Here is a 13,720-nt window from a genome sequence, read left to right as displayed (position 1 = left end):
GCGGTCTGCCCAGGCATCCAGAAAAAGACGAGAAAAGGAGTATCACGCCATGCATGCCATCAGCTTCATCCAGGACCTGGCAGTCATCATGCTGGTCGCTGGCGTGGTCACCATTCTTTTTCACCGGCTCAAGCAGCCCGTGGTGCTGGGTTACATCGTCGCCGGCTTCATCATTGGCCCGCACACCCCGCCGTTCGGCTTGATCCATGACGAGGACACCATCAAGACCCTCGCCGAGCTGGGGGTGATCTTCCTGATGTTCTGCCTGGGGCTCGAGTTCAGCCTGCGCAAGTTGTTCAAGGTGGGCGCTACCGCGTTTATCGCGGCGTTCCTGGAAATCGTGCTGATGATCTGGATCGGCTTCGAGATCGGCCGCTGGTTCGGCTGGAACACCATGGATTCACTGTTCCTCGGTGCCATCCTGGCCATTTCCTCGACCACCATCATCGTCAAGGCGCTGAATGACCTGAAGATGAAGAACGAGCGCTTTGCCCAGCTGATCTTCGGCGTACTGATTGTCGAGGACATCCTGGGTATCGGTATCATCGCGCTGTTGTCGGGCATCGCCGTCAGCGGCACGGTCAGCTCGGGCGAGGTGTTTTCCACCGTCGGCAAGCTGTCACTGTTCATGATCGTCGCCTTGGTCATTGGCATCCTGCTGGTGCCGCGCCTGCTGGCCTATGTGGCCAAGTTCGAAAGCAACGAAATGTTGCTGATTACCGTGCTGGGCCTGTGCTTCGGCTTCTGCCTGCTGGTGGTGAAGCTTGAATACAGCATGGTGCTGGGCGCCTTCCTGATTGGCGCGATCATGGCCGAGTCGCGTCAGCTGCTGAAAATCGAGCGCCTGATCGAGCCGGTGCGCGACATGTTCAGCGCCATCTTCTTCGTTGCCATCGGCCTGATGATCGACCCTCAGGTGCTGGTCGATTACGCCTGGCCGATCGTGGTCATCACCTTGGCGGTAGTGCTGGGCAAGATGCTGTCCTGCGGCATGGGGGCGTTTATTGCCGGCAATGATGGGCGTACCTCGTTGCGGGTCGGCATGGGGCTTTCGCAGATTGGCGAGTTCTCGTTCATCATCGCCGCGCTGGGCATGACCTTGCAGGTGACCAGCGACTTCCTTTACCCCGTGGCGGTGGCCGTATCGGCTATCACCACGCTGTTGACGCCGTACCTGATCCGCGCGGCCGACCCGTTGTCGCAAAAGCTTGGCAATATAGTGCCCAGCCGCCTGGCGCGGGTGCTCTCGTTGTATGGCGAGTGGCTGCGCAACATCCAGCCACAGGGCGAGGGTGCCATGCTGGCGGCGATGATCCGGCGCATCCTGTTGCAAGTGGGCGTGAACCTGGCGCTGGTGGTCGCCATCTTCTTCAGTGGTGGCTACTTCGCAGGGCGTATCGGCAACTGGCTCAGTCAGTGGGTTGGCGATGTCAGCCAGCAGAAGGCGATGATCTGGGGGGCGGCGCTGTTGCTGTCGCTGCCCTTCCTGATTGCCGCCTATCGCAAGCTCAAGGCACTGTCGATGCTGCTGGCGGAGATGGGCGTGAAGCCGGAAATGGCCGGGCGGCATACCCAGCGTGTGCGCCGTGTGATTGCCGAGGTCATCCCGCTATTGTCGCTGCTGGTGATTTTCCTGCTGCTTTCGGCATTGTCGGCGAGCATTCTGCCGACCAGTGAGTTGCTGTTGGTGATTGCCGTGGTGGCTGCGGTGGTGGTGGCGTTGTTGTGGCGCTGGTTCATCCGCGTGCATACGCGCATGCAGATTGCCTTGCTGGAGACACTGGAGAACAGTCGCGAGAACACGCACTGAGGGGGCAATGCTCCCTGCGCAAGATTTCATCGTCGTCCGAGGGGATGGAGCGGTAGCAATGTCGCCAGGCGCAGAAAGCCTGGCGATTCTAGCTTCATTGATGGCATTGGGCCATGAGTTTTCCTGCGCCTGTACCGGCCCTATCGCTGGCAAGCCAGCTCCCACAGGTTTACCACTTGCCTGAACTTTGTGGGGTCCCTGTGGGAGCCGGCTTGCCGGCGATAGGGCCAGTACAGGCAACGGCTCAATAGAGGGTGAAGATCAGCTCTCCAGCCAAACATCTCGCGCCCAGTGCCACACCGATTCCCAGCTGTCTTCGCCAACAATTTCCTCTTCCGCTTCCCACAACACCACGGTGCCGTCTTCCTCGACGCAGTAGTAGTTGTCGCCGTCCTGGCACAGCGGGATCAGCTCACGTGGCACGCCGGCATCCCAGGCGTTGGCGGCGACGTCCGGCAGGTAGGTATGCGACTGCGGGTCGGTGACAGTCACCGGCTCCAGCGAGCCATACACCACGTCACTGACGGTCAGTAGGAACTCTTTGAACACGAACGGAATGTTGATGAACAGCTCTTCTTCGATCTCGACCAGCTGGTCCTCGTCGGGAAGCTCCAGGGGCACCGGTACCGGTTCATTGGCTTCACGGAGTTGTTCGATCACTTCTTCCACGGTTCACTTCCTCTGACCTAGATGAAAACGCTGCGCGTTATACCCTAGTAGGCCACTCTGGCAAAAGCAAAAACCCCGGGACAGGCCCGGGGTTTTTTGTGCAGCACGCAGCAGTTAGCCGTTTTGACGGATACCGGCCACCAGCCAAGGCTGGTTCTCGCCTGGGGCGCGAACCATGTGCCAGCTTTCGCTGAACGCTTCGCCCTGGTCGAAGCGCGAGTTCTTCGACACACCACGGAAGGTCAGGGTGGCGTCGGTGCGGTCAGCGCGGTCGTCGACACCGTCGAGTTGTACTTCGAGGTTGTCGATGTAGGTGGACTGGAAGCCGTCACCCAGTTCAGCGCGCTCGCGCTTGAGGAACTCGAGCATTTGCGGTGTAACGAACTCGGCGATCTTATCCATTTCGTTGGCATCCCAGTGCTGCTGCAGCGACTGGAAGTGGTTACGGGCGGCAGCCAGGAAGCTTTGCTCGTTGAACCATGCCGGGGCGTTGATCACCGGAGCGGCTGCGGCGGCAGGCGCAGCGGAACCACCAAAGATCGACGGCTGGGCAGGCTGCGCGTGAGTCTCACGCTGCATCGGCGCATGGCCTGGCATGGCCATTTGTGGCTGTTGCTGGCGACGACGTGCGGCGATGAAGCGGAACACCAGGAAGGCGATGAGCGCCACGATCAGGAAGTCCATGATCTGGAAGCCTTCGAAACCGTCGCCCATGAACATGGACGCCAGCAGACCACCGGCGGCCAGGCCGGCCAGTGGGCCCAACCACCGCGAAGCACCGCTGGCGGCCGGGGCTGCACGACCAGGTGCGGTCGGCGCGGCGGCAGGCGCGGTTGGCGTAGCCTGACGGGTCTGGTGGATAGGCGCGGAGCCCGAGCTCTTGCCGCCGCCGAAACGCTTGGCGTTGGCGTCCAGGCTCAGCGTCAGGCCGACGCAGAGCGCCAGTGCGATGCTAAGAAAACGTTGCATAGTTGGGATATCCCCTGTTGTGGATTGCACGCGCGTCATGGTGCACAGGTTCCCGTGCACATGACCAGCGACATAATGTTTCGAGCTTTTGCCTGGATGTTACCAAGTGAGCAGGACTGGCACTCTGAATGTTGGCGCAATCCCTGTGGGAGCGGGCAAGCCCGCGAAGCAGGCAACTCGGTGTATGGCACCGGCTTCGCCGGTGTTCGCGGGCATGCCCGCTCCCACAAGAGGTCGGTGCGGGAGCTTACAAGGCCTCGAGCTTGGCATACCCCAGCATCAGCCACTTGCTGCCTTCGGCAAAGTTCACCTGCACCCGCGCTTGGGCTCCGGAGCCCTCGAAGTTGAGGATCACACCCTCGCCAAACACCGCATGCTGAACACGCTGGCCAAGGTTGAAAGCCGTCTGCGGAATGTTGGCATTGGCGAACAGGTTGCTGTTGGTGGCTGTCTTGGCCCCACCGAACGGGCGACTGACACTGTTGGACAGGCGCACTTCCTGGATCAGGCCTGCGGGGATTTCACGTACGAAACGCGACACCTTGTTGTAGGTCTCGCTGCCATAGAGGCGACGTGTCTCGGCATAGGTCATGATCAGCTGACGCATGGCGCGGGTAATCCCGACATAGGCCAGGCGGCGTTCCTCTTCCAGGCGGCCGGGTTCTTCCAGGCTCATCTTGTGCGGGAACAGGCCTTCTTCCATGCCCACCAGGAACACGTAGGGGAATTCCAGGCCCTTGGCGCTGTGCAAGGTCATCAGCTGGATGCTGTCTTCGTGCTCGTCTGCCTGGGCGTCGCCAGCCTCCAGCGAGGCATGGCCGAGGAAGGCCGAAAGCGGCGAGAGATCGGCGTCTTCGTCGGAAGGCTCGAAGTTGCGCGCCGCGCTGACCAGTTCCTCAAGGTTTTCTACCCGTGCCTGGCCCTTTTCACCCTTTTCTTCCTGATGGTAGATGATCAGCCCGGACTGTTCGATGGTGGTCTGGGTCATGGTATGCAGTGGCATGTCCACAACCTTGGCAGCCAGCCCCTCGATCAGTTCGATGAACGCACCCAGGGCGCTGGCGGCGCGGCCTTTGAGGGCCTTGGCAGCGAGCAACTGGCACATGGCCTCCCACATTGATGCCTGGCTGTGGCGGGCGTGCTCGCGGATGGCTTCGACGGTTTTTTCGCCAATGCCACGTGGCGGCACATTGATCACCCGCTCCAGGGCGGCATCGTTGCCACGCCCTTCGATCAGCCGCAGGTAGGCCATGGCGTTCTTGATTTCGGCGCGTTCGAAGAAGCGCTGGCCACCATAGATACGGTAGGGGACACGCTCGCGCAGCAGGGCTTCTTCCAGCACCCGCGACTGGGCGTTGGAACGGTACAGGATGGCGATTTCGTTACGCGCATTGCCCTGCTTGACCAGGCTTTCGATGGTTTCCACCACGTAGCGCGCTTCGTCGTGCTCGTTGTAGGCCGCGTACAGGGTCAGCGGCTCGCCTTCGCCCATGTCGGTCCACAATTCTTTGCCCAGGCGCCCGGTGTTGTTGACGATCAGCGCGTTGGCGGCCTTGAGGATGCCGCCGGTGGAGCGGTAGTTCTGCTCCAGGCGGATCATTTCGGCGTCGGGGAAGTCGGCGGTGTACTGGTGAATGTTCTCGATCTTGGCCCCGCGCCAGCCGTAGATCGACTGGTCGTCGTCGCCCACCGCCATCAGGCTGTGGCCACCGCGCGCCAGCAGGCGCAGCCAGGCGTACTGCACGGCGTTGGTGTCCTGGAACTCGTCCACCAGCACGTGGCTGAAGCGGCGCTGGTAATGCTCCAGCAGGCCTGGGTGGTCGCGCCACAGGTCCAGGGCACGCAGCAGCAGCTCGGAGAAGTCGATGACCCCGGCGCGCTCACAGGCCTGCTCGTAGGCGGTATAGACCTCACGCATGGTCGCCAGGAACAGGTCGCCGCCAGCCTGGATATGCTGCGGGCGCAGGCCTTCGTCCTTTTGCCCGTTGATGAACCACTGTGCCTGGCGTGCAGGCCACTTCTGCTCGTCCAGCCCCAGCTCGCGCATCACCCGCTTGATCAGGCGTTGCTGGTCGTCGCTGTCGAGAATCTGGAAGTTCTGCGCCAGCCGCGCTTCCTGCCAGTGTGCCCGCAGCAGGCGATGGGCCAGGCCGTGGAAGGTGCCGACCCACATGCCTGCCGGGTTGATCCCCAGCAGTTGCTCGATGCGGTGGCGCATTTCTGCCGCCGCCTTGTTGGTGAAGGTCACCGACAGGATCGAGTGTGGCGATGCCTGCTCCACCTGGATCAGCCAGGCAATGCGGTGCACCAGCACGCGGGTTTTTCCGGAGCCGGCGCCAGCAAGCACCAGTTGACGCCCGAGCTTGGCCGCGACGGCCTGGCGTTGAGCATCGTTGAGGGAGTTCAGCAGGAGGGAGAGGTCATCTGTGTGCATCGGGCCATTCTAGGGCGCAGCAGGGGCAGGGTAAATGGCACTGTATGAATATTCACCCTCTGATGGGGCGATCGGTAGCTCGCGCTTGTTACAAAGCGGTCACGGCAGGCTGTTCGCCTGCCGTGACCGCCAGTCGGCATCAGTGGGTTTCGATGATGTCGGTGATGGTGGCGATCAATTTACCGTCGTGGATAATATCCACTTTCGGGATTGGGCCATGGTCGCTCGGCAGTTCAATGTGCACTTGCTTGTCGCAGACGACCTGATTGAACATGCCTTCTTCTTGTTTCAACTGAAGCTCCAGGGCCAGTGCAAAGGATTTGTCCTGGATGCGGCGCTTGACCAGTACCGGTACTATGCCTGGATGACTTACGGTGATTGTGCCGTGCACCCGCAGGCGAGCGCCTGGTGGCATCTTGTCGTGCTGGGCTTTCCAGTCTTTGCATTCGATGATCATGTCGATACTCCTGTCTTGGGAAGGGCGGAATGCACCTTCCGGGCGACAGATTGCTTGCAGCGCCTACCCGCAAAGCAGAGCGAAGCGCTTCAGCTGTGCCAATGCCTGCCATGCCTGGCCAGCAGGCTGACGGCCTGTTCCGGGCCATTGCTCCCGGCGGCATAGTGGCGTGGCGCCTGAAAGTGCTCCTGCCAGCCCTTTATCACCGGGTCGACCCAGTGCCAGGCCGCCTCCACTTCATCGCGGCGCATGAACAGTGTCGAATCACCCTCAACGATGTCCAGCAGCAGGCGTTCGTAAGCTTCCCAACGGCGCGTCTGGCTGAACACCTGGGCCAGGTTCAGGTCCAGGTCTACCGGTTCCAGGCGCATGCCTTTGCCTGGGCTCTTGGTCATCATGCGCAGGCTGATGCGTTCATCCGGTTGCAGCTGGATAAGCAGCTGGTTTACCTGGCCGCCGTTGAACAGCTCATGGGGTACCGGTTTGAACTGGATGACGATCTGTGAAGACCGTCGCGCCATGCGCTTGCCGGTACGCAGGTAGAAGGGCACACCTGCCCAGCGCCAGTTGTCGATGTGCGCCTCGATGGCAACGAAGGTTTCAGTATCGCTGTCGTTGTCGACGTCCTTTTCAAAGTAATACGCCGGTACTTCCTGGCCGCCGATATGCCCGGCGCCATACTGGCCACGCACGGTCTTGTCCTGCACGTCCTGGCCAGTAATCGGCTTGAGGGCCCGCAGGATCTTCACTTTTTCGTCGCGTACCGCCTCGGCGTCGAACTGGGCGGGTGGTTCCATGGCCACCAGGCACAGCAGCTGCAACAGGTGGTTCTGCAGCATGTCGCGTGTTGCCCCGGCGCGGTCGTAGTACGCGCCGCGGTTTTCTACCCCCAGGGTCTCGCAAACGCTGATCTGCACATGGTCGACCTGGCTGTTGCGCCACACCGGTTCCAGCAGGGCGTTGGCGAAGCGCAGCGCCATCAGGTTCTGTACGGTTTCCTTGCCCAGGTAGTGGTCGATGCGAAATACCTGGTTCTCGTCGAACACCGCGCCGATGGCTTCGTTGATGGCGGTGGCCGAGGCCAGCGAGTGGCCGATCGGCTTTTCCAGCACGATGCGCGCTTCGGGGTCGGCCAGGCCGGCGTTACGCAGGTGGTTGGCAATCGGCACGAACAGGTTGGGAGCGGTGGCCAGGTAAAAGATGCGGGTCAGCCCGCCGGGTTCGCCCAGGTAGCGTGCCAGGCGGCCAAAATCGCCGCTTTGCGAAGCATCCATGGCGAAGTAGTCGACCCGGGCAGAAAACCGCTGCCAGACCTCTTCATCGAAGTCGTTGCGGGCAATCTGAGCCCTGCAGTGGCGCTCGGCGAGCTTGAGGTAGTCGTTGCGGGGCAGGTTGCGCCGCGCCAGCGCGATGATGCGCACGGCATTGTTCAGACGAGCCTCGCGAAACAGGTGATAGAGCGCCGGAAGCAGTTTGTGCAAGGCCAGATCGCCGGTGCCGCCGAACACCAGAATGTCGCAAGGAATAGTCAAACCGCCACTCTCCACGTTCGTTTAACTGGGCGGGTTGGCGTCCATGTAGTATAACTACAAGAAAGCTACAACCCGGCCAGCCGATCATAACCGAGTCCAGCCCGTGAATCTGTTGCAACATATCGCCCAATCGCGCCACCTGCTGCGCAAATCGGAACTCAAAGTGGCCGACCACGTGCTGCTCGACCCGGCTGCCGTCATGCACAGCTCCATGGCCGACCTGGCGCATAACGTGGGCATCAGTGAACCGACCATCGTGCGTTTCTGCCGGGCCATCGGTTGTTCGGGCTTTCAGGACCTCAAGCTGAAACTGGCGCAGAGCCTGGCCGCCGGGGCCAGTTTTGGCCAGTTCGCCATTCATGAAGACGACTCGGTTGCCGACTACAGCCTGAAGATTTTCGACACTACCCTGCACACCCTGATGGAAGTGCGCGAGCACCTCGACCCGCATGCGTTGCAACAGGCAGTGAGCGCCATGGCCCAGGCCCAGCGTGTCGAGTTCTATGGCTTTGGCGCATCGGGTGCGGTGGCGGCGGACGCCCAGCACAAGTTCTTCCGCCTGTTGCTCAGTGCGGCCGCGTATTCCGACCCGCACATGCAGGCGATGTCGGCGGTTACCCTGAAGCCGGGTGATGTGGCGGTGTGCATTTCCCAGTCGGGCCGCTCCAAGGACCTGCTGATTACCGCCAATCTGGTGCGTGAGAGTGGCGCCAACCTGATTACCCTGTGCCCCAGCCAGACACCGCTGGCCGAGTTGTCGACGGTCAACCTGGCGATCGATGTGCATGAGGACACCGAAATCTACACACCGCTGACCTCACGTATTGCTCACCTGGTGGTGATCGACGTGTTGGCCATGGGCGTGGCCATGGCGCGTGGGCCGAGCCTGGTCAACCACCTTAAAAGCGTTAAGCGCAGTTTGCGCAGCCTGCGTTTGTCGCCCAAGTCGATCAAGGCTACAGACGACTGAGTTCTTCCTGCACCGGCCTCTTCGCGGGCGCGCCCGCTCCCACAGGTACATCACCGCCCTTGAGGGCAGTGCTATCAATGTGGGAGCGGGCGAGCCCGCGAAGAGGCCGGCACAGGCAGCGAAAATTCACGATTCTGTCACCATTCCACAGCCAAACCGTAAACCGCACAGGCCAGTCTGAAACTCCCGCATCCTATCTGGGAGACAGGCAATGGCACGTGACCACGAAGGTAATTACCAACCCAACGCCAAGGCTCGCAAACAGCAGGAAAAGGATCAGCGCCGCATGGAATACCGCCGCGCGATCGAGATCTATTGCGACCAACGTCAATTGCTGCGCGACTTGGTGGATTATCCCGAGTTGCAAGCACTCACAGTGTGGCAGTCTTCAGCGTCAGCTTCCCCGAAAAACGCTCAACAAGCGCGCTGATCAACGCACGTTCGCTGCGAATGAACGCGAGAAACGCCAAGGCCACCGGCGATTGCCGCTTGGCCTTGGACTGCACCACGCACCAGCTGCGGTACAGCGGCAGCTCCTCCACCGGTAGCTCCTTCAGCGTCCCGGTGGCCAGCTCCAGGTTGACTGCATGGCGGGTCAGCAGGGCGATACCCAGGCCGGCGATCACGCACTCGCGTTGGGCATCGGCCGAGGCCACTTCGAGGGTTTGGGTGAAGTGCACGCGTTTGTCCTTGAAGTACTCCTCGCAAGCCTTGCGTGTGCCCGAGCCTTGTTCGCGGACCAGCAGGGTATGAGGTTCCAGGTCCTGCAGGCGCAACTGCTCAAGCTTGCACAGCGGGTGCTCCGGCGGGGCCACCGCCACGATCGGATTGTTGAGAAACGGCAGAAACTCCAGGCCCATGTCCTGCGGCACCATCGACATGATGATCAGGTCGTCACGGTTGTCGGAAAGGCGGCGGATGGCCTGGGCGCGGTTGACCACCGTCAGGGTCAGGTTGACCTCCGGGTGGCGCTGCTTGAAGGCGGCGAACAGGTGTGGCACGAAGTACTTGGCACTGGACTCGATCGCCAGCTTCAGCTGCCCTTGCAGTGAGCCCTGCATGTCCGACAGTTGCATGTCCAGGCTCTCCAGCCGGCCGAAAATGTCGCGGCTTGCGCGCTGCAGCGCTTCGGCCGCCTCGGTCAGGTAGAGCTTCTTGCCCACGTACTCGAACAGCGGCTGGCCGATCAGCTCTTCAAGCTGGCGGATCTGTAGACTAACGGCGGGTTGCGTCAGCGCCATCTCCTCCGCTGCACGGCTGTACGAGCGCAAATCGCACACCTCATTGAAGATCTGCAATTGACGCAAAGTCATACGCATCAAGGACTTACGCATTTTTATCGGCTCTTCGGCAATACCTTGTTACCGCACTATAAGCTTTTGCTAATGCTGCCTCTAACAAATATTGATTTTTGTTTATCGACCTACAGCGCTAGGGTGAATACGCGACTGGCCAGCAACGACTGGTCACGCGCCGACCGGTAGAACCGGCTCGACTGTTCCTACGGCTTTGGGAAGACTCCAGTGATAAAAAAAATCCTGATCGCCAACCGAGGTGAAATCGCAGTTCGGATCGTGCGTGCTTGCGCCGAGATGGGCATACGCTCGGTAGCGATCTATTCCGACGCCGATCGGCACGCCTTGCATGTCAAGCGCGCCGATGAAGCCCACAGCATTGGTGCCGAGCCGCTGGCCGGTTACCTGAACCCGCGCAAGCTGGTGAACCTGGCTGTGGAAACCGGCTGCGATGCCCTGCACCCGGGCTATGGCTTCCTTTCGGAAAACGCTGAACTGGCAGAGATCTGCGCCGAGCGCGGGATCAAGTTCATCGGCCCGGCCGCCGACGTGATTCGCCGCATGGGCGACAAGACCGAAGCGCGCCGCACCATGATCGCCGCCGGTGTGCCGGTAACCCCCGGTACCGAAGGCAACGTTGCCGATATCCATGAAGCCCTGAGCGAAGGTGAGCGCATCGGTTACCCGGTGATGCTCAAGGCCACTTCCGGTGGTGGCGGCCGCGGTATTCGCCGTTGCAACAGCCGCGAAGAACTGGAACAGAACTTCCCACGGGTGATTTCCGAGGCCACCAAGGCCTTTGGCTCGGCCGAAGTGTTCCTGGAAAAGTGCATCGTCAACCCCAAGCACATCGAGGCGCAGATCCTCGGTGACAGCTTCGGCAACGTGGTGCACCTGTTCGAGCGCGACTGCTCGATCCAGCGTCGTAACCAGAAGCTCATCGAAATTGCGCCAAGCCCACAGCTCACACCCGAGCAGCGCGCCTACATCGGCGACCTGGCGGTGCGTGCGGCCAAGGCCGTGAACTACGAGAACGCCGGTACCGTGGAGTTCCTGCTCGCCGATGGCGAGGTGTACTTCATGGAAATGAACACCCGGGTGCAGGTGGAGCACACCATCACCGAGGAAATCACCGGTATCGACATTGTCCGTGAGCAGATTCGCATCGCCTCGGGCCTGCCGCTGTCGGTCAAGCAGGAAGACATCCAGCACCGCGGTTACGCGCTGCAGTTCCGTATCAACGCCGAAGACCCGAAGAACAACTTCCTGCCCAGCTTCGGCAAGATCACCCGTTACTACGCCCCCGGCGGCCCGGGCGTGCGTACCGACACGGCGATCTACACCGGCTACACCATTCCGCCATTTTACGACTCCATGTGCCTGAAACTGGTGGTGTGGGCGTTGACCTGGGAAGAAGCCATGGACCGCGGCCTGCGGGCCCTGGACGACATGCGCGTGCAAGGGGTCAAGACCACCGCCGCGTATTACCAGGAAATCCTGCGCAACCCGGAATTCCGTAGCGGCCAGTTCAATACCAGCTTCGTCGAAAGCCACCCTGAACTGACCAACTACTCGATCAAGCGCAAACCCGAAGAGCTGGCCCTGGCCATCGCCGCCGCCATCGCCGCCCACGCAGGCCTATGAATGCAGCTGCAAGCTGTAAGCGGCAAGCTACAAGTAGAAGCAGATCAGCTTTTTCTTGCAGCTTGTAGCTTGAAGCTTGCCGCTACGAGGAGATAACAATGTCCAAGAAAATTCACGTAACCGACACGATCCTGCGCGACGCCCACCAGTCCCTGCTGGCCACCCGCATGCGTACCGAAGACATGCTGCCGATCTGCGACAAGCTCGACAAGGTCGGCTACTGGTCGCTGGAAGTCTGGGGCGGCGCCACCTTCGACGCCTGCGTGCGCTTCCTCAAGGAAGACCCGTGGGAGCGCCTGCGCAAGCTGCGCGCAGCCCTGCCCAATACCCGCCTGCAGATGCTCCTGCGCGGCCAGAACCTGCTGGGCTACCGCCACTACAGTGACGATGTGGTCAAAGCCTTCGTGGCCAAGGCTGCAGTCAACGGCATCGACGTGTTCCGCATCTTCGACGCCATGAACGACGTGCGTAACCTGCGCGTGGCCATCGAAGCGGTCAAGGCCGCCGGCAAGCACGCCCAAGGCACCATCGCCTACACCGTCAGCCCAGTGCACACCATCGACGCTTTTGTAGCCCAGGCCAAACAGATGGAAGCCATGGGTTGCGACTCGATCGCGATCAAGGACATGGCCGGCCTGCTGACGCCGTTCGCTACCGGCGAACTGGTCAGGGCGCTGAAGGCCGAGCAGTCGCTGCCGGTGTTCATCCACTCCCATGACACCGCCGGCCTGGCTGCCATGTGCCAGCTCAAGGCTGTTGAAAACGGCGCCGACCACATCGACACCGCCATCTCCAGCTTTGCCTGGGGCACCAGCCACCCGGGTACCGAGTCGATGGTTGCTGCGCTCAAGGGCAGCGAATTCGACACCGGCCTGGACCTGGAGCTGCTGCAGGAAATCGGCCTGTACTTCTACGCGGTGCGCAAGAAGTACCACCAGTTCGAAAGCGAATTCACCGCCGTCGACACCCGTGTGCAGGTCAACCAGGTGCCGGGCGGCATGATTTCCAACCTGGCCAACCAGCTCAAGGAGCAGGGCGCCCTCAACCGCATGAACGAAGTGCTGGCCGAGATCCCGCGTGTGCGTGAAGACCTTGGCTTCCCGCCGCTGGTGACGCCAACCTCGCAGATTGTCGGCACCCAGGCGTTCTTCAACGTGTTGGCCGGTGAGCGTTACAAGACCATCACCAACGAAGTGAAACTGTACCTGCAAGGCGGTTATGGCAAGGCCCCAGGCGTGGTCAACGAGCAACTGCGCCGTCAGGCGATCGGCAGCGAAGAAGTGATCGACGTGCGCCCGGCTGACCTGCTGAAGCCAGAGATGGCCAAGCTGCGTACCGACATCGGCGCGCTGGCCCGTTGCGAAGAAGACGTGTTGACCTTCGCCATGTTCCCGGACATTGGCCGCAAGTTCCTCGAAGAACGTGAAGCCGGCACTCTGACTCCAGAAGCCCTGCTGCCGATTCCAGAAGCCGGCGCCGTGTCTGCCCCAGGCGGTGAAGGCGTTCCGACCGAGTTCGTCATCGACGTGCACGGCGAAACCTACCGCGTCGACATTACCGGCGTGGGCGTGAAGGCCGAAGGCAAGCGCCACTTCTACCTGTCGATCGACGGCATGCCGGAAGAAGTGGTGTTCGAGCCACTGAACGAGTTCGTGGGCGGTGGCGGCAGCAAGCGCAAGCAGGCCAGTGAGCCGGGCCACGTCAGCACCAACATGCCAGGCAACATCGTTGATGTGCTGGTCAAGGAAGGCGACATGGTCAAGGCCGGCCAGGCCGTGCTGATCACCGAAGCCATGAAGATGGAGACCGAAGTGCAGGCCGCCATCGCCGGCAAGGTCGTGGCCATCCACGTGGCCAAGGGCGATCGCGTGACACCGGGCGAGATCCTGATCGAGATCGAGGGCTGATTTAAGCCCTCATCTAAGCGGTTAACCTCTGGG

General features: G+C 61.3%; 11 protein-coding genes. 5 read left to right on the top strand and 6 right to left on the bottom strand.

Annotation, left to right across the window (positions count from 1 at the left end; genetic code table 11):
- Positions 1 to 49 precede the first annotated feature (49 nt).
- A complete protein-coding gene (locus tag ACIQUI_RS16085) occupies positions 50 to 1,810 on the top strand; it encodes a cation:proton antiporter (protein ID WP_403200268.1) in 1,761 nt (586 codons plus the stop codon).
- Positions 1,811 to 2,071: 261 nt separating this feature from the next.
- Here ACIQUI_RS16085 and ACIQUI_RS16080 read toward each other — a convergent pair whose 3' ends face one another.
- From ACIQUI_RS16080 to zwf, 5 genes are all read right to left on the bottom strand, one after another.
- Complete coding sequence (locus ACIQUI_RS16080; protein WP_403200266.1) at positions 2,072 to 2,479, bottom strand: SMI1/KNR4 family protein; 408 nt, start codon at positions 2,477 to 2,479, stop codon at positions 2,072 to 2,074.
- A 114-nt stretch (positions 2,480 to 2,593) separates the two neighbouring features.
- A complete protein-coding gene (locus ACIQUI_RS16075; RefSeq protein ID WP_403200262.1) occupies positions 2,594 to 3,448 on the bottom strand; it encodes a Tim44 domain-containing protein in 855 nt (284 codons plus the stop codon).
- Positions 3,449 to 3,695: 247 nt separating this feature from the next.
- Complete coding sequence (uvrD, locus tag ACIQUI_RS16070; RefSeq protein ID WP_403200260.1) at positions 3,696 to 5,882, bottom strand: DNA helicase II; 2,187 nt, start codon at positions 5,880 to 5,882, stop codon at positions 3,696 to 3,698.
- 139 nt (positions 5,883 to 6,021) lie between these two features.
- The gene (locus tag ACIQUI_RS16065) at positions 6,022 to 6,339 is read right to left on the bottom strand and encodes a hypothetical protein (RefSeq protein ID WP_403200257.1); all 318 of its coding nucleotides are present in this window, start codon (positions 6,337 to 6,339) and stop codon (positions 6,022 to 6,024) included.
- A gap of 89 nt (positions 6,340 to 6,428) precedes the next feature.
- On the bottom strand, positions 6,429 to 7,871 hold the full coding sequence (gene zwf / locus ACIQUI_RS16060) for a glucose-6-phosphate dehydrogenase (RefSeq protein WP_403200255.1): 1,443 nt from the start codon (positions 7,869 to 7,871) through the stop codon (positions 6,429 to 6,431).
- Between the two features lie 103 nt (positions 7,872 to 7,974).
- Here zwf and hexR point away from each other — a divergent pair, with 103 nt between their 5' ends.
- Positions 7,975 to 8,841, top strand: coding sequence for a transcriptional regulator HexR (hexR, locus tag ACIQUI_RS16055; protein WP_391131303.1), 867 nt, complete (start codon positions 7,975 to 7,977; stop codon positions 8,839 to 8,841).
- 211 nt (positions 8,842 to 9,052) lie between these two features.
- Positions 9,053 to 9,271, top strand: coding sequence for a PA3496 family putative envelope integrity protein (locus ACIQUI_RS16050; protein ID WP_391131305.1), 219 nt, complete (start codon positions 9,053 to 9,055; stop codon positions 9,269 to 9,271).
- Here the strand turns inward: ACIQUI_RS16050 and ACIQUI_RS16045 are convergent.
- On the bottom strand, positions 9,213 to 10,175 hold the full coding sequence (locus tag ACIQUI_RS16045; RefSeq protein WP_403200251.1) for a LysR family transcriptional regulator: 963 nt from the start codon (positions 10,173 to 10,175) through the stop codon (positions 9,213 to 9,215). The genes ACIQUI_RS16050 and ACIQUI_RS16045 overlap by 59 nt on opposite strands.
- Positions 10,176 to 10,364: 189 nt before the next feature.
- On the opposite strand from ACIQUI_RS16045, the gene ACIQUI_RS16040 reads away from it, so the two are divergent.
- Together ACIQUI_RS16040 and oadA are read left to right on the top strand one after the other, a co-directional pair.
- A complete protein-coding gene (locus ACIQUI_RS16040) occupies positions 10,365 to 11,780 on the top strand; it encodes an acetyl-CoA carboxylase biotin carboxylase subunit (protein ID WP_016489867.1) in 1,416 nt (471 codons plus the stop codon).
- A gap of 98 nt (positions 11,781 to 11,878) precedes the next feature.
- On the top strand, positions 11,879 to 13,687 hold the full coding sequence (oadA, locus tag ACIQUI_RS16035) for a sodium-extruding oxaloacetate decarboxylase subunit alpha (RefSeq protein ID WP_403200248.1): 1,809 nt from the start codon (positions 11,879 to 11,881) through the stop codon (positions 13,685 to 13,687).
- Positions 13,688 to 13,720 lie beyond the last annotated feature (33 nt).

Source organism: Pseudomonas sp. NPDC090592 (assembly GCF_044769185.1).
In the GTDB taxonomy this organism is placed as follows: domain Bacteria; phylum Pseudomonadota; class Gammaproteobacteria; order Pseudomonadales; family Pseudomonadaceae; genus Aquipseudomonas.
This window is presented reverse-complemented; position numbering and strand designations above follow the sequence as displayed.